This window comes from Ruegeria sp. AU67, assembly GCF_900312795.1.
GTDB classification, from domain to species: Bacteria; Pseudomonadota; Alphaproteobacteria; order Rhodobacterales; family Rhodobacteraceae; genus Ruegeria; species Ruegeria atlantica.
On record NZ_OMPH01000020.1, the window covers coordinates 112,259 to 130,029 of the forward strand.

The window sequence follows — 17,771 nt, forward strand, 5'->3', positions numbered from 1 at the left end:
TATAGTGTCGCACCCGTTGAGGCTGCAGTTTACTCAGCACGACCATGCGCTATCATCACGGTATCAGACAAGGAGCTTTGTCGTGCCCAAACTGATCCGCCTTTACATCACGCAAGTTGCATGGGGATTTGTCATCTCGGCCCTGTTTGTCGGGGTGCTGCTGGCGCTGAACGTGGCCAACTTGCGCGGCCTAATTTTCGGATCCGAGATCGGGTTAATCGCTCTGGCAATGATCTGGTTTATGAATGGCATCGTGTTCGCCGGTGTTCAGTTCGCCTACGCGATCATGAGCATGGCGGAAAAGCCGCAGGGCCCTAGGCGCGGTACACCCGTTGCGGCCAAGTTCGAACCCGCCCTCGTTGCGGTGGACAAGGGCTGAGCCAACCTATTTCGGAAAATCAAGACTCTCCCAGACCGGGCGAGGGCTAAGTTTATGTGGCGGGACCGCCAGTCAACCGTGCGGTGTGATTCCCGAGGACCTGTATGTACAGGTGGGCGCCAGGTAATCAGGCCAGGACCTGAACAGAGCCAGCCCCCTCGGAATTGCTTAAGGCCACCAGAATGCTACCAATCACAAGAAGGGCAGAACCCGCCACGGGCCTAAGTAGGGGTTGCGGCGGGTTTGCACAAGGGGTCAGGCGTCAACAGTTTCGTGCAGGGCATTGCGCATCTTGCCCAAATGTTCGTCCCAACCGTCATCGAGTGCAAGGATCAGGCCAAATGCCTCTGCGCCTTGCGGCAGCCCTTCGTGAACCAAGCCTAGCCGGGTTCCGCCCGGTACCGGGTCCAGCGTCCATTTTACGACACTAACAGCGTCTCCCATGGGTTTGATGGTAAATGTATATTCGAGATATTCGGGCGGACGGGCAGCGCGTACCTCACCCCAGATCAGAAGATCGCCACTGGATGTACCGAACATCTCAAGCTTCTGACCGGCGGCCAACGGACGCTCTGGTTTGTGAAACCACTCTGCCAAGCGGGCAGGTTCGGTCAAATAGGCCCATACGGTTTCCGGCGTGGCCCTCAGGAAAATTTGCTTTTGCAGAACTGCATTCGTCATTTTTTATTCCTTTCAATAGCTTCCTTCAGATTATTCAGGCGATCATCCCAGAATTGGTCAAAATAGCTGAACCAGTCGAGGATGGGGGCCAATCCATTCGGCTCCAGTCGGTTAATGCGCTCGCGTCCACGCGCCTCGACGGTGATAAGGCCGCCATCGGAAAGAACGGTCAGGTGCTTTTTGACCGCTGCACGGGTCATATCGAACTGATCGGTCAGCTGAGCGATCGTCATGTCGCCAGAGGCAAGGATTTGGACGATTTCCCGTCGGGTCGGGTCCGCAAGGGCGCGGAATGCGTTTTGAATTTGCGTCTGCATTGGTCACCTCAGTAGTGATACCATTTGGTATTGCAATTTATGGAATACCAAATGGTATCATGTCAAGAGTCTTTCTGGCGCTTGATTTTTGTTCACGAATTGTTCACATTTCAGGAATGACACTGGATTTACAGCCCGGACAAAAACTGGCCCGTGGGGTTTCGCGCCACTTGTTGGCGCATGGCTTTGTATCTGTTGAGGAATTTGTCCCCACCCGCGGTCTGCGCGTCGACGTCATGGGATTGGGCCCCAAGGGGGAACTGTGGGTCATCGAGTGCAAATCCAGCCGCGCAGATTATCTGACGGATTCCAAGTGGCAGGGGTATCTGGATTGGTGTGATCGCTTTTTCTGGGCCGTCGATACCGACTTCCCAACCGATCTGTTGCCCGAGGAGACCGGGCTGATCATCGCAGATGCTTATGACGCCGAAATTATCCGAATGGCACCGGAAGATAAGCTGGCACCTGCGCGGCGCAAGAAGATGATTCAGAAGTTTGCAACAGATACAGCCCGCAGATTGCAGGCATTGCGTGATCCAAGAATTTGAACTGTCAGTCCTTTACGATCCGGGCAGCTTGCACAGCGGCGAGAATTTCGTCCGCGATTTCTTCCGCTTCTTCAGGTTCGAAATCCATCGGAATTTCGACGCCGTCGGCCTCGATGAACAGGCGCACCATGCCGTGGTCGGTCGGGCCGATCTGAAGGTTTGCCTGAATGTCACGTTCGGTGTTGATGCCCATTTGCGCCTCCGGGACTGAGCGTTCCTGCTAGCGCGCAAAGGGTTGAGAATCAAGCCGCCTTTGAGGTCAGGTAAGGTATGAATGATATTCTGATCAGACCATTCCGGCCAGATGATGCGCCCTGGTTGGTAGAACAGCACGGCCGCCTCTATCAGCGGAACGAGGGGTTTGATGACACATTCGCGCCACTAGTTGAAAGGATTCTGGCGGATTTCATGGCATCACACGATCCAACACGTGAGAAGGGCTGGATCGCGGAGCGGGATGGCGTGCGCCTTGGCAGTATCTTTTGTGTCGCGCTGAACGACCACACCGCAAAATTGAGGTTGTTTCTGTTGATGCCAGAGGCCCGGGGACAGGGCTTGGGTAAACGCATGCTCAACACATGCACGGGGTTCGCCCGCGATTCTGGTTATCGTGATATGGCCTTATGGACCCATGAAAGCCATCGGGCAGCTTGTGCACTTTACAGGGCTTCCGGATGGCAATTAACCGGCAGCAAAAAGGTTCATTCCTTTGGCTGTGATCTTGTCGAACAAAGCTGGGAAATTCGTCTTTAATTCTCTTGCATTCCCTGCGCGTGTTCGGTACATCGCCCCTCACGAGTGCCGCCTTAGCTCAGTTGGTTAGAGCGCTGGATTGTGGATCCAGAGGTCGCCGGTTCGAATCCAGCAGGCGGTACCATTTTCCCTTATTCATAACGCTTTCTCAGTACTTTCCTGTGATTCTCGGCAAGAAAAAACCGGGCCAAAAACAAGCCCGGCTGCCGAATTGTTTGGTTGCCTGACTTAGCGCGCCAGGTTCAGACGGAACCTCATCTTGGCCTTTCTAGCCGCTGGCAAGTGGCGGTTCAGCCGTTTGTTGATCAGCCCAAAAATACCAACAACCACCAGTGTCAGCAGGATGAAGTAGAAGGCCAGAATCGGGTAGGGAATGAACGGATTGAATGTCTTGTCGGCGAAATAGCTGGCGTAATACAGCGCGTCGCCACGCTGTTGCCAGGCGGGGAAGGCCGAGAAGAAGACCAGCGTGGTGGCGTGAAACAGGAAGATTGCTTCGTTCGTATAGGCAGGCCAGGCCAGACGCAGCATGGTGGGCCAGATGATCCGACGGAACCGCGACCAACCCGACATGCCATAGGCATCAGCGGCCTCGATATCACCCTTGGGGATCGAGCGCAGAGCGCCATAGAAGATCTCACCGGTATAGGCGGCGGTGTTCAGGAACAAAACGATCAACGCCCCGAGCCATGCCGACGTCAGGGCGTCGAACATCGGGTAAGATTTCTTCAGCGACAGGAAGAAGAAATAGGCAAAGAAGAACTGGATGAAAAGCGGCGAGCCGCGGAAGATAAAGATGAACCACTCGGACGGTTTGCGCAGCCACTTGTTTGTGGATGCTTTGCCCATTGCCACGGCGGTGGCCAGAAAGAACCCGGTGACCAGTGCCATGATGCCGAAATAGATATTCCAGATCATGCCTGAACCGATCAGGGTGAATTGCTCGCACAGGGTAAAATCGTTGCGCGGCAGTAGCCGCTCGCCAAGGCCCAGGGAACGCAGGCCGTAATCTTGGATGGTCTGGATGCAGCTCATGCGGTGGTCTCCTTGCGCAGAAGCTCTCCGCCTGATGTGGCCTGTCCGTGGGACAGACGGCGCATCAGCTTTTCAAGCCCGATTTCCGAGACGCGGGTCATGCCGAGGTAGAAGATCAGCAGAGCCAGGAAATACCACATGCGCCAGTCGCCATGGGGGTATTGCGTGAATTTCGTGGTCTTGGTCCCGCCCAATTCACGGGCCCAATAGACGATGTCTTCGATGCCTAGCAGGAATAGCAGTGGGGTGGCTTTGATCAGCACCATCCACAGGTTCGACAAACCGGGCAGGGCGTAAACCCACATTTGCGGCACGAGGATGCGCCAGAATGTCTGGCTGGGGGACAGACCATATGCGGCTGCTGTTTCCAGCTGCGCATGGGGAACCGCCCGCATGCCACCGAACAGCACGTTGGCCGCAAAAGCGCCGAAAACGATCGAGAATGTGATGACTGCAAGGAAGAAACCATAGGTCTCATGCACAAATTCCGGCGCGGTGCTCAGCGGCAGTTTTGCCGACTGGCAAACGATGAAGTCGTTGCCCTGGCGGATCGGGTCCGGCCAATCGGGGCAAAGGATCTTATGGCGGGTCCATTCAAAAGCCTGATCCAGAGCGATCACGAAGAACATGAAGAAGGCGATGTCCGGCACACCCCGTACAATCGCGATATAGCCTTTGCCCAGCCAGCTGACGGGAGGGATATGCGAGCGGGCGGCCATGGCACCGAGGAACCCGAAACTCAACGCTACGGGCGCTGTGACGGCCAGCAACAGCAGGACCTTCAGGAACGACAGGTAGAACGACCAGTGTACGCCGTTGGTCAGGTAGCAGGAAAACCAGCGGAACGTGCCCAGCGTATCGGGATCAGTGCAAAACGAGAAAATGGCGGGCCTCTTGAGGTGCTAAGGCTCAGGGGCGGCGCGCCCCGGTATTGGGGCGCACAACCTGATTCAGATCAGAAGGTCGAGGACACTTCCCATTTGGTGATCAACTCGTTCAGGCTGCCGTCGTCCTTCATGGACTGGATGGCAGTGTTGAGCTTCTCTTTGAGATCACCGTCCGACTCGCGCACACCGATGCCGACACCACCGCCCAGCGGGACATCTTCGGCGACAAAGCGCAGGTCCGCGTCTTCATCTGCAATCGGCGCAAGGAAAGACTTATCGGCCAGAACGGCGTCAGCTTCGCCATTGCGCACGGCTGCGATGGTTTCTTCGGGGCTGGCGAACTCGACCAGAGTTGCGCCGGATTCAGCAATGTAACCTGCCTGAATGGTGCCGGTCTGTGCCGCAACAATGCCGTTCGCGACATCTACGTCGTCGGAGGTTGCAACATAAGCCGACGGATCCGGAGGCGTGTAGTTCTGAGTGAAATCAATCACTTCGTCGCGCTCGTCAGTGATCGACATGCCCGCGATGATGACGTCATAGTTGCCCGACACCAGGTTGGGAATGATCGAATCCCAGTCGTTCTTGACCCATTCGCATTCCAGGTTTGCGCGCTTGCACAGCTCGTCACCCAGCTCACGCTCAAAACCGTCGATCTCGCCGGCGTCATTGATGAAGTTCCACGGAGGGTAGGCGCCCTCGGTGCCCATGCGGACCGTATCGGCCATGGCCATACCGGCGCTCAGCGCCAGTGCTGCTGTGGTCAGAATCAGGTTTTTCATTGTTACTCCCCTTTTTGGTTCTGTCCTGAATTTATGCCGCCATGGTGGCGGAGAGAAAACCCTGAAGTCGCGTGGATTCAGGGGTCGTAAAGATGTCTTCCGGCAGGCCTTCTTCTTCGATGAGGCCTTGATGCAGGAACACCACATGGCTTGAGATATCGGCAGCCATTTTCATATCGTGTGTCACGATGATCATGGTGCGGCCTTCTGCGGCCAGATCCTTGATCACTTTGATCACTTCCTGTTCCAGTTCGGGGTCCAGCGCCGAAGTCGGTTCGTCGAACAGCAGGGCCTGAGGCTCCATGCACAGGCCGCGCGCAATCGCGGCGCGTTGCTGCTGACCACCTGACAGTTGCGCGGGATATGCGTCGCATTTGTCGCCGATGCCGACCTTTTCCAGATACATACGGGCGCTGTCTTCAGCCTCGGCCTTGTCGCGGCCCATTACGGTCACGGGGGCCTCCATCACGTTTTGCAGGATGGTCATATGGGCCCACAGATTGAACTGCTGAAACACCATCGACAGGTTTGTGCGAATGCGTAGGACCTGTTTGGGATCGGCCGGACGGCGGTTATGTGCGTTGCCAGTCCAGCGGACAGGTTCGCCCTTGAACAGAATCTCGCCCTCTTGGCTGTCTTCCAACAGGTTGCAGCAGCGCAGAAGCGTCGATTTGCCAGAACCGGACGAACCGATAAGTGAGACGACATCACCGCGTCTGGCGGTGATATCCACCCCTTTCAATACCTCAAGATTGCCAAAGCTCTTGTGTAGGTTCTTGATCTCGATGACCGGAGTGGAATCTGTCACGGGTGGTCCAGCTGCTATTGGTGTTGGTGCGGTACTAGGGCTGAAATTTCAGAGCAATGCAATGCGCAAATGACACGGAACGGGCCACAAACTGTCAAAATGACCAGACGTTCTGACCAAAGTGGTCACGGATCGATCAATTTGGCAGCCTCAGGGGACGGGTCGGGAACGGCAAGGTAATGCTCGGCTGGAATGTCGATCAGACCACGCAAGTGCAGCATCTTTTGGTCGGCGGGGGAAAGATCGTTGATGGCTGCACGAACCGCCTTTGCAATTTGGGGCGCATCCTGACCATTGGCCGTGATGTAGGGCAGGGCGGGCGAAGGTTCGGTTGCTGCGACCTCGCGAAGCTCAGCCCCCAAATTCGAGTGTTCCTTGAGTAATTCCCACGTAAGCGCATCCAGCGCGGCATAATCCGCGCGGCCTTCCGCAACAGCGGCTGCCGAAAGGGCATGACCGCCAGTTTCCAGCACGGAACTTGGAAGGCGGCTGTGACGTGACAGATGGACCATGGGCGCAGCCCAACCGGACTGAGAAAGCGATTCATTGTAAGCAAAGGTGCCGTCGGCAAGCTGGTCCAGATCGCGGGTATCGTCTCTTCGGGCCACGATAACAGACCGGTAGTACCCGGGCGGACAGCCTGCCAGACCGTAGTCCGGCGTGCCGACAAGCTGAACCTTCCCATACAATCGGGTGCGGTAAGGCATGCCACACGTCTGAGAAAAAACTAGGTCGGGGCTATGCCAGACATCCCAAACGTCAGCGCCACGTGTCAGATGCGCGGGGCCAAATCCAAGATGCGCCCGAATCGACGACCAGAACCGATCATTGGCTGGTTGCAGCGCGGGCATGTCATACATGCCCAGCATTGCAATCACGATTTGGCTGCCTTTTGCCGGGCCAGGGCAGAATCGACATCGCTGACACCCAGCAGGCTGACCACCAGACGCAACAGCGAATCTTCTTCGCCGGTCCGATGCCCATCGGCCAGTGCGACCGACCACATCGCCTGAACCACGGCCAGACGATCTTCGTAAGCGACAGCCTCTTTGATCGCGCGGGTAAAGCGGACGGTATCGGGGGCTTCGGCTTCTAGATCCTCGGCGCTGGCGCGAAGGGCTGCGGCCTCAAAAGGGGACAGGCCATAGCGTTCCGCCGATATCCGGTCGATTCGTGCCATCTCCGTGTCGGCATAGTCGTTGTCGGATCTGGCGATGCGCACCAGAAGGGCCGTTAGGGCCAAACGGGCGTCGTTATCGGCAAGTGGGTCGGGCTGCGGCTGCGTGAGCCGGGAAAGAAAATCGCTGAACATGAATTGGTTATAGAAGCGGACTACTTCTGTTCCAAGCGCGTTTGTACCCGTTCATGCGCTTCTTGGCTGTCTTTAAAGCTCAGGCCCATGGCGATGCGGGCTTCTTCGACGATCTTCATTTCGCCTTCGTCCGAATTGCCATCGGCCAGAACGACCTCCCACAAAGCGTCCAGCGCGGCCAGACGTTCCTGCAGGTCGGTTGTTTCGCGGATCAACTTGCCGAATGTATCGGTGTCTGGCGCGGCGGCGTGCAATTTTTCGCAGGTGGCGCGGACTTTGGCGGCCTCGATCGCGTTGTGCTGATAGAGCCGCGCAAGAATACGGTCGATCAGGCTGATTTCTTCCAGCTTGTAATCCCGATCCGCCTGCGCCACGCGCACCATCAAAGCACCCAAGGCCAGTTCGGCGTCAGGATCGGGCAAATGGTCGTGCTGTGGCGGGCGAAACGCCTGTAGGAATTTTTTCAACATGTCGCGAGGTTATTCCATATTTTGTGGCCCGCCAAGCGCTGACTACCCGTCATAGCCGTGAATGGTCACAACTTTGCCGGTATCCGCTTGTATCGGTATCTACCCGCTGGCTAGGCGCCTGACTGCAGCGCCTGTTTCGCTTGTTCCTGCAGCCAGCCCAGCATCTTCCGGTACGGCACAGGCCCATAACTGATCCGGGCGACGCCCAGTGACGCAAGCGTCGCGGTATCCGGGGTCCCGGGCAGGGCAATGATATTCACAGGTAGATCAGTCGATTCGCAAAGCCGGGCGATCATGTCCTCATCCTTGAGGCCGGGTGCAAAGAATCCGCTGGCACCCGCGTCGGCATAGGCTTTGGCGCGTGCCATCGCATCGTCGAGCATCGCCTCGTCATGCGTTTCCGGCGCAGCCTTCAGGAAGATGTCCGTTCTGGCGTTGATAAAAGCAGGGACGCCAGCGACGTCGCACCCTTCCCGCATCGCACCAACGCGAGCCGCCTGGGTTTCGATGTCGTATAGGTCTTTGGTGCCGACAATCTGGTCTTCGAAGTTGAAGCCGACGACACCTGTTTCAAGTGCACTTTGGACATTGGCGATGATTCCCACCGCGTCCTCGGCATAGGCCCCCTCGAAATCCAAAGAAACAGGAAGGTCTACGGCGCTGACGATTCGGCCGGCGTTGTCCAAAGCGACATCCAGCGGGATGTTCTGGCCGTCGCCAAACCCCTGCGCCATTGCAACGGGTGCGCTGCCGGTCGCCAATGCCATGGCGCCTGCATCCCGCACGGCACCGGCGCTGCCAGCGTCCCAGATGTTAAAAAGGATGACCGGATCGCCCTTTTTGTGCAGGGCCGCAAAGGTTTCTGCGTTTTGGATTTGATCGGTCATTTGGGCCTCTCCTGTCATCATTTGCCCAACAGTAACCACGTGGAACTGTGCGCGAGTAGTATTTTTTGGCCCCACGCCGTCACTTTGCGGTGACGAAAGAAAATGGGCCAACAATTGTTGGCCCGAATCCTGCGACATGGTGAGATCAGTTGAAGAGGATTTAGTCTTGGCCGGCAGTGCCTGATACGTATCTGGCGCTGAACGCCGACTCGCCTAGCCGCTTGAGAAGTGACAACTCGGTCTCCAGCCATGCTTTGTGGCCTTCTTCCTCCAGCAAAATTCGTTCAAACAATGTTCGGGTTCCAACGTCGCCAGCCTCGGCCGCCTGTGCTGCGGCTTGGGTGTAGAAATCGATGGCTTCCATTTCATCCTTCAGGTCTGCGGTAAACATCTCTTCCAGGTCGTCCGCCGCCTTTGGGTTTTTCTGAAGCTCAAGCTCTGGCTTTGCGCCAAGGAAAAGAATGCGTTCGATATAGGCATCAGAATGCCCCAGTTCTTCCTGCATTTCCCCGCGCATTTTTTCGGCCAGGATGTCCAAGCCCCAGTCATTCAGCACATGCGCATGCAACTGGTACTGATGCGCAGCTGTCATTTCCATGTGAAGCGCTTGTTGGAGGTTTGTTATCGTTGTCGCATTGCTCATCGGAATACTCCTGAATCTTTGAACTGCATCAAATTACGCGGCACGCGGGCCTGCTTGTTCAAATAGTTAGGAGGTTACACCCCACAAAACAATGCGGGGTGACAGTCCGACACAGATAGCTCTTAAACGAGGCGAGAGGTGTCTTTCGCTGCACGCACGAAGTCGCGGAACAGCGGATGCGGTTCAAATGGTTTGGATTTCAGTTCCGGATGGTACTGGACGCCGATGAACCAAGGGTGGTCAGACCATTCGACGATTTCGGGCAGACGACCATCGGGCGACATGCCCGAGAAGTTCAGGCCAGCTTTTTCCAGCTTGTCGCGATACTTGATATCCACCTCATAGCGGTGGCGGTGGCGTTCTTCGATATTGGTGCCGCCGTACACCTCTGCCACTTTCGAGCCATCGGCCAGTACCGCGTCATAGGCGCCCAAACGCATGGTGCCGCCTTTATCGTCACCGACCTTGCGTTCGACCTTGTGGTTGCCCTGAACCCATTCTTTCAGGTGATAAACAACAGGCTCAAAACGTTTCTTGCCTGCTTCGTGGTCAAACTCTTCCGAGCCCGCCTCGGTGATGCCAGCGGCATTGCGGGCAGCTTCGATCACAGCCATCTGCATACCAAGGCAGATTCCCAGATAGGGCACTTTGTGTTCGCGCGCGTATTGCGCGGCTTTGATCTTGCCTTCGGTGCCGCGTTCGCCAAATCCACCAGGAACAAGGATCGCGTGGAAGCCTTCCAGATGCGGGGCTGCGTCTTCGGTATCAAACACCTCGGCATCGACCCATTCGACCTTTACGCGAACCCGGTTGGCCATACCGCCATGGGTCAGCGCCTCGGCAATCGATTTATAGGCGTCTTCAAGCTGCGTGTATTTGCCGACGATGGCGACTTTGACTTCGCCTTCGGCATTGTGGATGCGGTCGCTGACATCTTCCCATTTTGTGAGATCAGGCTTGGGGGCAGGGCTGATCTGGAACGCATCCAGAACCGCCTGATCCAGACCTTCGCGGTGATAGGCCAGCGGGGCGTCATAAATCGTTGACAGATCCTGTGCCGCGATCACGCTGTCCGGGCGCACGTTACAGAACAACGCCAGCTTTTCGCGTTCTTTGACCGGGATCGGACCCTCGGAGCGACAAACAAGAATGTCAGGGGCCAGACCGATCGAGCGCAGCTCTTTCACCGAGTGCTGGGTCGGCTTAGTTTTCAATTCGCCCGAGGCTTTGATGTAGGGCAGCAGGGTCAGGTGCATGAACAGGCATTGGCCGCGCGGCTTGTCCTGGCTGAACTGACGAATTGCTTCAAAGAAGGGCAGGCCTTCGATATCACCGACGGTGCCTCCAATCTCGCACAGCATGAAATCGACCTCATCCTCACCGATCGAGATGAAGTCTTTAATCTCGTTGGTGACGTGCGGAATCACCTGAATGGTCTTGCCCAGATAGTCACCGCGGCGCTCTTTCTCGAGCACGTTGGAATAAATCCGACCTGAACTAACCGAGTCGGTCTTGCGGGCCGCCACGCCGGTGAATCGTTCGTAGTGACCAAGATCCAGGTCGGTTTCGGCCCCGTCATCGGTCACGAACACTTCGCCATGCTCGAACGGCGACATCGTGCCGGGGTCAACGTTCAGATAGGGGTCCAACTTGCGCAGACGCACCGAATACCCTCGGGCCTGCAACAGCGCGCCCAAAGCCGCCGAAGCCAGTCCTTTGCCCAAAGACGAAACCACACCACCAGTGATGAAAATAAAACGCGCCATGTTTTCGGCTGCTCCCGTGAGACGTCAAAATCAGCTGCCCGACGGTTCCGAAAAACCGCTGCACCACGGGACTTCACATATAAAGGATTCGCGCCAATAGCGCAAGAGAACCGCAAGATGCTGTTGCAGTTCTCTTTCAGGTTTCTAGGTTTTGTGGATCAGTTGGCTTGTGGGATCAGCGGCGCGTTGTCGCCATCTGCCGGAGGCAGCAGATCGTCAGCCGACGGAACCGCAGGTGTGCTTTCCTCGGTTGGTGCCGGGGCCGGAACGCCCAAACGGTCGATCACCGAACTGCCCGAGGATTTCTGTGCGGCCAGAATGGTCAGCGTGATTGAAGTCACGATGAAACAAGCAGCCAGGATCCACGTCACCTTACCCAAAGCAGTCGCTGCGGCGCGTCCGGTCATGGCGCCGCCACCCCCGCCGCCCATGCCAAGGCCACCGCCTTCGGACCGCTGCATCAGAACGACGGCGATCAGGCCCAGAGCCAAGAGGAGGTGGATAATGAGAACGACGTTTTCCATGGTGTTCCTGTACAGCGTGGCGTGTATCGCGTGGTACTTATGCAAGTTTTCCAGCGGGGGCAAGGGAGGAGTTGGCATCAAGAACGGTGATGTTTCAGATCACGGCAAAGGGACTGGACAGCATGGCCGCACCTCGCGCAGGCTGCGGCCATGCCACATGATGATCACGACTACCCGCACACCCTTTTGCCACCTGATCCTGCGCTGCGGGTAAAGGCGCTGGAAACGATTCTGACTCGCAAGGGCCTGATCGATCCGGCGGCGCTGGATGAAATTATTGATACCTATCAGAACAAGATCGGCCCGCAGAACGGCGCGCGGGTCGTCGCCAAAGCCTGGACTGACCCGGACTTCAAAGCCGCGTTGCTGAAAGATGCCACATCGGTTGTCGCCGATCTGGGTTATTACGGGCGTCAGGGCGAACACATGGTTGTCGTCGCAAACACACCTGAACAGCACAACATGGTCGTGTGCACCTTGTGCAGTTGTTACCCGTGGCCGCTGCTTGGTATTCCGCCGGGTTGGTACAAATCCGATGCCTATCGGGCGCGGGCTGTGCGTGAGCCGCGCAAGGTTCTGGCTGAGTTCGGGGTGACCCTGCCCGAGACGTCCTCGGTTCGCGTTTGGGATTCGACGGCCGAGGTGCGGTACCTTGTGCTTCCGATGCGGCCAGAAGACACGGATGGCTTAACCGAAGACGAGTTGGCGGCACTTGTCACACGCGACAGCATGATCGGAACCGGCCTGCCAAAGGTGCCGTCATGACCAGAGTTCACGATATGGGGGGGCGGTTCGGCGATGGACCTGTGCACCCCGAACCCGATGATGCCCCGGTTTTTGCTGAAGACTGGCATGCGCGGGCATTGGCAGTCACGCTGGCTGCTGGATCGCTGGGCCAATGGAATATTGATATCTCACGTCACGCGCGCGAGAGGCTCTCACCCAAGGACTACACGCGATTTTCTTATTATGAGAAATGGATTTCAGCCCTGACGGACCTGCTGGTCGAAAGCGGCGTGCTGACCGAAGAAGACCTACGTGGCGAGGCAGACAAAGAAGAACACCCGCTGGCGGGCCGTAAGATGAAGGCCGAAGCGGTTGCTGGTGTGCTGGCCAGTGGTGGTCCTGCAGATCGGCCCTCGAACGTGCCGGTGGGATTTGAAGTGGAGCAGGAGGTCGTTACGACCCGCCCCGCTGCCAATCGCCTTGTCGACGGCGGCCACACCCGGTTGCCCGTTTATGCTGCCGGAGCGAAGGGGCGCGTTCTGATGGTACACGGAACGCACGTTCTGCCGGACTCCAATGCCCATAGGCTGGGCGAAGCACCCGAGCCGCTTTATGCGGTTGTGTTCCCGGCGTCTGAACTTTGGGCCAACCCGGAACATCCCAATGACGAAGTGGTTCTGGATCTTTGGCAAAGCTATCTGGGCCCCGCATGAGTGAATGCATTTCGCATACGGCACCAGAACCTGTTTTTGCCGAACCATGGCACGCGCTGGTCTTTGCTGTGACGGTCGCGCTGAACGAGGCCGGACAGTTCGATTGGTCAGATTGGGCTGCGCGCTTCTCGGCCACCCTGAAACGGAACGGTTTAGATCGTGAACTGAATGGCGGGGACGATTATTTTACCGCGTGGCTGGAAACGCTCGAGGCCCTGTTGACCGAACAGGGGGCCACAGCCCCAGGTGATATCAGCCAATTGCGCGACAAGTGGGAAGAGGCCTATCTGATGACGCCCCACGGACAGCCTGTGCGACTGACCAAGGGATAGGGGGCTTTGCCCCCTCGGCCTGCGGCCTCACCCCTAGGATATTTTTGGCCAGATGAAGAGGCGGATCAGCACTTGAGCGGATTGTTTAGGCTTTGGGGCCCGGTGAATGCGCCGAAGTCAGTTTTGGTCCAGCCATTTTGGTAGGAGACGCTGATAACGCGTGTCCAATTGCCGTTGGCGAGGATCAGTTCCGGAGTGCCGCCGCAATCGCGCAGACCGCCGGAGATGAAATCTTCTCCAATACGGTGATTGGTGAGATTGGGCAGCGATGCGATTTCGGTCAGCTCGCCGTCTGCAAATCGCCATATGCGCAGGGTTTTGGCCAAGTGAGGGCGATCGACATAGGCGATCTCGACGTTGCCGTCGCCATCCATATCGGCCGCGCCGACCGGAGCGAGCCAGCGAAAGCGGGTTCCGATGTAGGGCGTAGCGGCAATCAGGCCGCCGCCATTGTAGATTGCAAGCCGTGCACCTTTGTCACGATGGCTTTCAACCACCAGAGCTTCGCGACGGCCATCGTTGTCAATATCAATCAGGCGCGGTCGGATATCTTCGAAAACGCGCTCTTTTGGCAGCCGGATTGTGTATTTCGCCCATTCCGGCGCATATTGCAGGATCAGGGCGCCGTATTCAATCTGATCACCGAGTACCCCGTGCGGGTATCGCGCAGTGGGTTCGGAGTACTCTGCCGAACCCAGCGGCTCATACTGCCATGGCTGCTGAGATCTTGTCTGACTCGGAAAGATTCCAATTGCGATCGCGGCAGCCGCGATCGCTTTGAAAAGCATCAGATCTGCTTTTCGGGCATTTGAACAACCAGCCCGTCCAATTCGTCAGTGACCTTGATCTGGCAGGTCAAGCGCGAGCGGGCCGGGTCGGGTTCAAAGGCGAAATCCAGCATGTCCTCTTCCATGTCGTCCTTGGCCGGAACCTTCTCGACCCAGTCGGGGTGGATATAGACATGGCAGGTCGAACAGGCGCAGGCGCCGCCGCAATCGGCCTCGATGCCGGGGATATTGTTGTCACGGGCCCCTTCCATGACGGTCAGGCCGCTGGCGACTTCGACTGTATGTTCGGTACCGCCGTGCTCGACATAGGTAATCTTTGCCATTGCGTGCGTCTTCCTCTTTCGCTTGTCGAATTCTTCCATAGTGAAGGCATTTAGGTCTTTCCAGCCTCATTTGCGACTCGTCACGCCGCCTATGGACTTTCCTTGCATTTGTTCTATTTTTGTTCTCATGATTGCGTTACCTACCCGCCCTGTGTCTTCGGACCGGAACTGGCCGCGCCCGCCCGCGTGTCTGCCCGCCAACCGGTTGAACGACCCGCCCGAGGGCGCGCTGGTGGCGGTCGCGGGGCTGGTGATCCTGCGGCAGAGGCCCGGGACGGCCAAGGGGGTGATCTTTGTCACGCTCGAGGATGAGACCGGTATCGTGAACGTGGTGGTTTGGCGCAAGATCTATGAACGTTTCCGCCGGGCGGTGATCTCGGGGCGGCTGCTGCGGGTCACGGGCAGGATGCAGCGGGCGCATTCGGTGACCCATGTGATCGCGGAAGAGGTCGAGGATATCTCGGGCATGCTGGATGTGCTGGTGCGGGGGGAGGGGTAGTCCGTCAGCGGCAAACGGGTCCACTACGGCGGCGCGCTGTGTCAAAATGGAAGTGCCCTTTGTGATAGCGGTCGGCGTCAGGCCCCAGCACGGTGCCAAACAGACCGCAGGCGCCTGCGTGCAGCTCGTGAATAACATCGCTCGTATCTTCCGCTGTCCATCCGTCGCGTACGGTGATCACGGTGCCATCCGTGAGTATGAAGGACGAAATATCAATTGCGCGACCCCGGGCATGTTCCGATATCCGAGCGCGAGGCTGATTGTTTTGCGTCTTGCAGGCATAATGGCCAGAAAGACGTAGCCCTTTCAGGCCGCCGCCTTGATCAGCAAAGGCCGGTTTGGCCGAATTCTCCAGCCAAGTCTTTAGTGTGACGGCCGTTTCGCAATCCATCAGGGCAAACTGACTGAGGAAAACGTCAGAAACCATGCGGATGCGCACCGGTTCCACAATACCGCATCCCCGGTACTTTCCCCTAAATGACTTTTGGGCCTCGCCCACAATAGTCCAATCACCACACACTGCACCGCGATCGCGCATCCGTTCGCGACCGACCTCGATCTGACGGAATTTGCAGGGCCGCAACCGTGGCCTAAGCGACACAGTCAGCTCTCGTTTAGGGGGCGCAGGTGAAGTGTCTTCCTCCAAGAGTACGTCCAGTTCAGCAGACGGTTCATACGCCACAAGCTCGTGCGCTTGAGCAGGTTCTTCGCAATCCGGAGCGGCACTCGCCATACCTGCGCATAAAACAAACAAAGGGGCCAATACTCGCATAAAGTAACTCGTTCCCTTTCAGGTTCGACCGTTTTTACCATGACCGGCCACGATACATCTATTGAGGCGCGGATCGGCGGGGTTTTGCAAAATACTTTTCCTATTAAGGCCCGAGTATAGCAGGGAATTCCATTCACTTAAACAAATTGCTCTGCGCTTGCTTGGTCCCGCTATTTGAGCGTAAATCGGCGTGTAGCGGGCGTATTCGGTGGCTCATGTGATTGCGGATGAGATCGAGGATATCTCAGGCATACTGGTACTGCTGGAGCGGGGAGAGGGTAGGTCTGTTTCCCGATAACGCGAAGCCTTGCTGCTGCTTTGCGACCGCAAAACTCACGTTCCGAGGAGCGCCGCTATGCGCTCCTAAACCCACCCGCGAGTCTAAGCGCTTTTCCGCCACTTTGACGCCGGTTGGTCGACTCTCCGCTGTCGGGCGGGTACTGGCAAGCGTCTTTGCGCGTCGGTCTTTGTCAGAACTTAGACTTGATTGCGCACTACTCAACGTCTTCTAAGAGACAGCCCGGATGCCCAACGTAACACGACATGGATCGCTCAAAAAAGCCGCCTTGCGGGATGAGAGCCAGATCTCCGATCAACTGGCTGAGCTCAGGGAGTTCACGCGCTCAAAGGGATATGTACACACTGCCAGAATGATCGAGGAGGCATTGAGCGCTTACTCCTTGGAACGCAGGCACTTTGGGACCGCAAAAAAATACCTCTCAAAATTGCAGCAACTCAAGGGCATCGAATTGTCACGGTCGGCGGAAGAAACAGGCCGAAAGCAGCATCCGGTTCCAAACTTTCGCTCCGTGCGGTCGAAAAAACCGCATGTCTTGCCTTTCGATACGGCGGAGCGAGCCAATGGCCCAGTTCAGAAAGCAAGCCCAAAGCAAAGGAAAGCGACTTTTGTCCTAACAGCCCTGATGCGCGTTGACGACAGGAATGTTGCGGCACTGCGCAGTAAGCTTTGGAAAGGCAAGCCGGTGCCTTTCCATGCGGAGCCTGAATTCCAATTTCGCTAACGATACTAGCCGTAGCCAAAGCACCAATGACGGAAGATCATTGTGGGTCCAAGTGGTTTTTTGGATGCATCACCGCTTAAACAAAACCCCCTGTGCCTGCTTGTCCCGGTGGTCCCCACGTAACTCTGCATTCAGCGCGCGCCCAGTCTGGACGCCGGGGCGAGCGCTCACCATCTCAAGCCAGCGGGCGAAGTGGGGTTTGTTCTCCAGCACCTGCTGCTGACCCTCCCACAGGCTGGCCCAGCCCCAGATTGACATGTCGGCGATGGAATAGAAATCGCCCGCGACGTATTCGTTTTCAGACAGCCGACGATCCAGCACCCCATAAAGGCGCGCAACCTCTGACCGGTATCGGTCTTTGGGGTAGGGCAGGTCCTGTGGCGGGTTCAGTTGCGGCGCGTATTTCAGGAAATGATGCGCCTGACCAGCCATCGGGCCGACGCCGCCCATCTGCCACATCAGCCATTCCTCGACCGCGATCCGGTCACGCTCGGTGTTGCCGTAAAAACGACCTGTCTTGCGGGCGAGATACATCAGGATCGCTCCGCTTTCGAACACCGAGATAGATGTGCCATCCGGGCCGTCCGGGTCAACGATGGCAGGCATCCGGTTGTTGGGCGCAATTTTTAGGAACTCTGGGTCGAACTGATCACCCTTGCCGATATTGATTAGGTGAGTGGTGTAGGGAAGGTCCATCTCTTCCAAAGCGATGGACACCTTCCAGCCATTCGGCGTGGGCCAGAAATACAGATCGATCATGGTGCCTCCTCAGATTGAGGCGATCATGCGGTATTCTGCGCAATC

Annotated in this window: 26 protein-coding genes and 1 tRNA gene; 9 read left to right on the forward strand and 18 right to left on the reverse strand. The window is 57.1% G+C overall.

Going from position 1 to position 17,771, the window contains the following annotated elements; genetic code table 11:
* Positions 1 to 82: 82 nt before the first annotated feature.
* Positions 83 to 379 carry a hypothetical protein gene (locus DK510_RS10200; protein ID WP_109311982.1) on the forward strand — a complete coding sequence of 99 codons (297 nt, stop codon included), beginning with the start codon at positions 83 to 85 and terminating at the stop codon, positions 377 to 379.
* 255 nt (positions 380 to 634) lie between these two features.
* Here the strand turns inward: DK510_RS10200 and DK510_RS10205 are convergent, their stop codons facing one another.
* Together DK510_RS10205 and DK510_RS10210 are read right to left on the reverse strand one after the other, a co-directional pair.
* Entirely contained in the window at positions 635 to 1,060 is a 426-nt protein-coding gene (locus tag DK510_RS10205; protein WP_058277311.1) for an SRPBCC domain-containing protein, read from the reverse strand.
* Positions 1,057 to 1,377: a helix-turn-helix transcriptional regulator gene (locus DK510_RS10210; RefSeq protein ID WP_109311983.1), complete on the reverse strand. Its 321-nt coding sequence runs from the start codon at positions 1,375 to 1,377 to the stop codon at positions 1,057 to 1,059. The genes DK510_RS10205 and DK510_RS10210 overlap by 4 nt, the downstream gene beginning before the upstream one ends.
* A gap of 116 nt (positions 1,378 to 1,493) precedes the next feature.
* Between DK510_RS10210 and DK510_RS10215 the strand changes: the two genes are divergently transcribed.
* Positions 1,494 to 1,925, forward strand: coding sequence for an MmcB family DNA repair protein (locus DK510_RS10215; RefSeq protein WP_058274815.1), 432 nt, complete (start codon positions 1,494 to 1,496; stop codon positions 1,923 to 1,925).
* A gap of 4 nt (positions 1,926 to 1,929) precedes the next feature.
* On the opposite strand, the gene DK510_RS10220 is transcribed toward DK510_RS10215, so the two are convergent.
* The gene (locus DK510_RS10220) at positions 1,930 to 2,118 is read right to left on the reverse strand and encodes a DUF6324 family protein (protein WP_058274816.1); all 189 of its coding nucleotides are present in this window, start codon (positions 2,116 to 2,118) and stop codon (positions 1,930 to 1,932) included.
* Between the two features lie 77 nt (positions 2,119 to 2,195).
* Here DK510_RS10220 and DK510_RS10225 point away from each other — a divergent pair, with 77 nt between their 5' ends.
* Positions 2,196 to 2,678, forward strand: a complete 483-nt coding sequence (locus DK510_RS10225; RefSeq protein ID WP_109311984.1) for a GNAT family N-acetyltransferase — start codon at positions 2,196 to 2,198, stop codon at positions 2,676 to 2,678.
* A 47-nt stretch (positions 2,679 to 2,725) separates the two neighbouring features.
* Positions 2,726 to 2,802, forward strand: a tRNA-His gene (locus DK510_RS10230).
* A gap of 104 nt (positions 2,803 to 2,906) precedes the next feature.
* Here DK510_RS10230 and DK510_RS10235 read toward each other — a convergent pair.
* From DK510_RS10235 to secG, 11 genes are all read right to left on the reverse strand, one after another.
* Complete coding sequence (locus DK510_RS10235; protein ID WP_109311985.1) at positions 2,907 to 3,713, reverse strand: ABC transporter permease; 807 nt, start codon at positions 3,711 to 3,713, stop codon at positions 2,907 to 2,909.
* Positions 3,710 to 4,597, reverse strand: coding sequence for an ABC transporter permease (locus tag DK510_RS10240; RefSeq protein ID WP_109311986.1), 888 nt, complete (start codon positions 4,595 to 4,597; stop codon positions 3,710 to 3,712). The genes DK510_RS10235 and DK510_RS10240 overlap by 4 nt, the downstream gene beginning before the upstream one ends.
* 71 nt (positions 4,598 to 4,668) lie before the next feature.
* Positions 4,669 to 5,382, reverse strand: a complete 714-nt coding sequence (locus DK510_RS10245; RefSeq protein WP_109311987.1) for a transporter substrate-binding domain-containing protein — start codon at positions 5,380 to 5,382, stop codon at positions 4,669 to 4,671.
* 31 nt (positions 5,383 to 5,413) lie between these two features.
* The gene (locus DK510_RS10250; protein WP_109311988.1) at positions 5,414 to 6,190 is read right to left on the reverse strand and encodes an ABC transporter ATP-binding protein; all 777 of its coding nucleotides are present in this window, start codon (positions 6,188 to 6,190) and stop codon (positions 5,414 to 5,416) included.
* A gap of 125 nt (positions 6,191 to 6,315) precedes the next feature.
* Positions 6,316 to 7,068: a phosphate/phosphite/phosphonate ABC transporter substrate-binding protein gene (locus tag DK510_RS10255; RefSeq protein WP_109311989.1), complete on the reverse strand. Its 753-nt coding sequence runs from the start codon at positions 7,066 to 7,068 to the stop codon at positions 6,316 to 6,318.
* Positions 7,065 to 7,502 (reverse strand): TerB family tellurite resistance protein, encoded by a 438-nt coding sequence (locus DK510_RS10260; RefSeq protein ID WP_109311990.1) that lies wholly within the window; start codon positions 7,500 to 7,502, stop codon positions 7,065 to 7,067. The genes DK510_RS10255 and DK510_RS10260 overlap by 4 nt, the downstream gene beginning before the upstream one ends.
* Positions 7,503 to 7,522: 20 nt before the next feature.
* A complete protein-coding gene (locus tag DK510_RS10265) occupies positions 7,523 to 7,972 on the reverse strand; it encodes a TerB family tellurite resistance protein (protein WP_058276107.1) in 450 nt (149 codons plus the stop codon).
* A gap of 110 nt (positions 7,973 to 8,082) precedes the next feature.
* A complete protein-coding gene (locus DK510_RS10270; protein WP_109311991.1) occupies positions 8,083 to 8,859 on the reverse strand; it encodes an isocitrate lyase/phosphoenolpyruvate mutase family protein in 777 nt (258 codons plus the stop codon).
* Positions 8,860 to 9,019: 160 nt separating this feature from the next.
* Complete coding sequence (locus DK510_RS10275; protein ID WP_109311992.1) at positions 9,020 to 9,502, reverse strand: bacterioferritin; 483 nt, start codon at positions 9,500 to 9,502, stop codon at positions 9,020 to 9,022.
* A gap of 122 nt (positions 9,503 to 9,624) precedes the next feature.
* Complete coding sequence (locus DK510_RS10280; protein WP_058276105.1) at positions 9,625 to 11,268, reverse strand: CTP synthase; 1,644 nt, start codon at positions 11,266 to 11,268, stop codon at positions 9,625 to 9,627.
* Positions 11,269 to 11,426: 158 nt separating this feature from the next.
* Positions 11,427 to 11,792 (reverse strand): preprotein translocase subunit SecG, encoded by a 366-nt coding sequence (secG, locus tag DK510_RS10285; protein WP_058276104.1) that lies wholly within the window; start codon positions 11,790 to 11,792, stop codon positions 11,427 to 11,429.
* A gap of 150 nt (positions 11,793 to 11,942) precedes the next feature.
* Here secG and nthA point away from each other — a divergent pair, with 150 nt between their 5' ends.
* The 3 genes from nthA to DK510_RS10300 are packed head-to-tail and all read left to right on the forward strand — an operon-like array spanning position 11,943 to position 13,563.
* Positions 11,943 to 12,557 (forward strand): nitrile hydratase subunit alpha, encoded by a 615-nt coding sequence (gene nthA / locus DK510_RS10290; protein ID WP_109311993.1) that lies wholly within the window; start codon positions 11,943 to 11,945, stop codon positions 12,555 to 12,557.
* On the forward strand, positions 12,554 to 13,231 hold the full coding sequence (gene nthB / locus DK510_RS10295) for a nitrile hydratase subunit beta (protein WP_109311994.1): 678 nt from the start codon (positions 12,554 to 12,556) through the stop codon (positions 13,229 to 13,231). The genes nthA and nthB overlap by 4 nt, the downstream gene beginning before the upstream one ends.
* Positions 13,228 to 13,563, forward strand: a complete 336-nt coding sequence (locus DK510_RS10300) for a nitrile hydratase accessory protein (protein ID WP_109311995.1) — start codon at positions 13,228 to 13,230, stop codon at positions 13,561 to 13,563. The genes nthB and DK510_RS10300 overlap by 4 nt, the downstream gene beginning before the upstream one ends.
* A gap of 65 nt (positions 13,564 to 13,628) precedes the next feature.
* On the opposite strand, the gene DK510_RS10305 is transcribed toward DK510_RS10300, so the two are convergent.
* A complete protein-coding gene (locus tag DK510_RS10305) occupies positions 13,629 to 14,351 on the reverse strand; it encodes a VCBS repeat-containing protein (protein ID WP_109311996.1) in 723 nt (240 codons plus the stop codon).
* Positions 14,351 to 14,674 (reverse strand): 2Fe-2S iron-sulfur cluster-binding protein, encoded by a 324-nt coding sequence (locus DK510_RS10310; RefSeq protein ID WP_058273927.1) that lies wholly within the window; start codon positions 14,672 to 14,674, stop codon positions 14,351 to 14,353. The genes DK510_RS10305 and DK510_RS10310 overlap by 1 nt, the downstream gene beginning before the upstream one ends.
* Positions 14,675 to 14,801: 127 nt before the next feature.
* Between DK510_RS10310 and DK510_RS10315 the strand changes: the two genes are divergently transcribed.
* Complete coding sequence (locus tag DK510_RS10315) at positions 14,802 to 15,173, forward strand: OB-fold nucleic acid binding domain-containing protein (RefSeq protein WP_109312182.1); 372 nt, start codon at positions 14,802 to 14,804, stop codon at positions 15,171 to 15,173.
* A 4-nt stretch (positions 15,174 to 15,177) separates the two neighbouring features.
* On the opposite strand, the gene DK510_RS10320 is transcribed toward DK510_RS10315, so the two are convergent.
* On the reverse strand, positions 15,178 to 15,945 hold the full coding sequence (locus tag DK510_RS10320) for an extensin family protein (protein ID WP_109311997.1): 768 nt from the start codon (positions 15,943 to 15,945) through the stop codon (positions 15,178 to 15,180).
* Between the two features lie 524 nt (positions 15,946 to 16,469).
* Here DK510_RS10320 and DK510_RS10325 point away from each other — a divergent pair.
* Positions 16,470 to 16,967 carry a hypothetical protein gene (locus DK510_RS10325; RefSeq protein WP_160116498.1) on the forward strand — a complete coding sequence of 166 codons (498 nt, stop codon included), beginning with the start codon at positions 16,470 to 16,472 and terminating at the stop codon, positions 16,965 to 16,967.
* Between the two features lie 69 nt (positions 16,968 to 17,036).
* Here DK510_RS10325 and DK510_RS10330 read toward each other — a convergent pair whose 3' ends face one another.
* A complete protein-coding gene (locus tag DK510_RS10330; protein ID WP_109311999.1) occupies positions 17,037 to 17,726 on the reverse strand; it encodes a glutathione S-transferase N-terminal domain-containing protein in 690 nt (229 codons plus the stop codon).
* Positions 17,727 to 17,771 lie beyond the last annotated feature (45 nt).

Coding starts and splice junctions, on each gene's coding strand:
- DK510_RS10205 (WP_058277311.1), bottom strand. CDS start 1,060: ATGACGAATGCAGTTCTGCAAAAGCAAATTTTCCTGAGGGCCACGCCG.
- DK510_RS10210 (WP_109311983.1), bottom strand. CDS start 1,377: ATGCAGACGCAAATTCAAAACGCATTCCGCGCCCTTGCGGACCCGACC.
- DK510_RS10215 (WP_058274815.1), top strand. CDS start 1,494: ATGACACTGGATTTACAGCCCGGACAAAAACTGGCCCGTGGGGTTTCG.
- DK510_RS10220 (WP_058274816.1), bottom strand. CDS start 2,118: ATGGGCATCAACACCGAACGTGACATTCAGGCAAACCTTCAGATCGGC.
- DK510_RS10225 (WP_109311984.1), top strand. CDS start 2,196: ATGAATGATATTCTGATCAGACCATTCCGGCCAGATGATGCGCCCTGG.
- DK510_RS10235 (WP_109311985.1), bottom strand. CDS start 3,713: ATGAGCTGCATCCAGACCATCCAAGATTACGGCCTGCGTTCCCTGGGC.
- DK510_RS10245 (WP_109311987.1), bottom strand. CDS start 5,382: ATGAAAAACCTGATTCTGACCACAGCAGCACTGGCGCTGAGCGCCGGT.
- DK510_RS10260 (WP_109311990.1), bottom strand. CDS start 7,502: ATGTTCAGCGATTTTCTTTCCCGGCTCACGCAGCCGCAGCCCGACCCA.
- DK510_RS10265 (WP_058276107.1), bottom strand. CDS start 7,972: ATGTTGAAAAAATTCCTACAGGCGTTTCGCCCGCCACAGCACGACCAT.
- DK510_RS10270 (WP_109311991.1), bottom strand. CDS start 8,859: ATGACCGATCAAATCCAAAACGCAGAAACCTTTGCGGCCCTGCACAAA.
- DK510_RS10275 (WP_109311992.1), bottom strand. CDS start 9,502: ATGAGCAATGCGACAACGATAACAAACCTCCAACAAGCGCTTCACATG.
- DK510_RS10280 (WP_058276105.1), bottom strand. CDS start 11,268: ATGGCGCGTTTTATTTTCATCACTGGTGGTGTGGTTTCGTCTTTGGGC.
- secG (WP_058276104.1), bottom strand. CDS start 11,792: ATGGAAAACGTCGTTCTCATTATCCACCTCCTCTTGGCTCTGGGCCTG.
- nthA (WP_109311993.1), top strand. CDS start 11,943: ATGCCACATGATGATCACGACTACCCGCACACCCTTTTGCCACCTGAT.
- nthB (WP_109311994.1), top strand. CDS start 12,554: ATGACCAGAGTTCACGATATGGGGGGGCGGTTCGGCGATGGACCTGTG.
- DK510_RS10300 (WP_109311995.1), top strand. CDS start 13,228: ATGAGTGAATGCATTTCGCATACGGCACCAGAACCTGTTTTTGCCGAA.
- DK510_RS10305 (WP_109311996.1), bottom strand. CDS start 14,351: ATGCTTTTCAAAGCGATCGCGGCTGCCGCGATCGCAATTGGAATCTTT.
- DK510_RS10310 (WP_058273927.1), bottom strand. CDS start 14,674: ATGGCAAAGATTACCTATGTCGAGCACGGCGGTACCGAACATACAGTC.
- DK510_RS10315 (WP_109312182.1), top strand. CDS start 14,802: ATGATTGCGTTACCTACCCGCCCTGTGTCTTCGGACCGGAACTGGCCG.
- DK510_RS10320 (WP_109311997.1), bottom strand. CDS start 15,945: ATGCGAGTATTGGCCCCTTTGTTTGTTTTATGCGCAGGTATGGCGAGT.
- DK510_RS10325 (WP_160116498.1), top strand. CDS start 16,470: ATGCCCAACGTAACACGACATGGATCGCTCAAAAAAGCCGCCTTGCGG.
- DK510_RS10330 (WP_109311999.1), bottom strand. CDS start 17,726: ATGATCGATCTGTATTTCTGGCCCACGCCGAATGGCTGGAAGGTGTCC.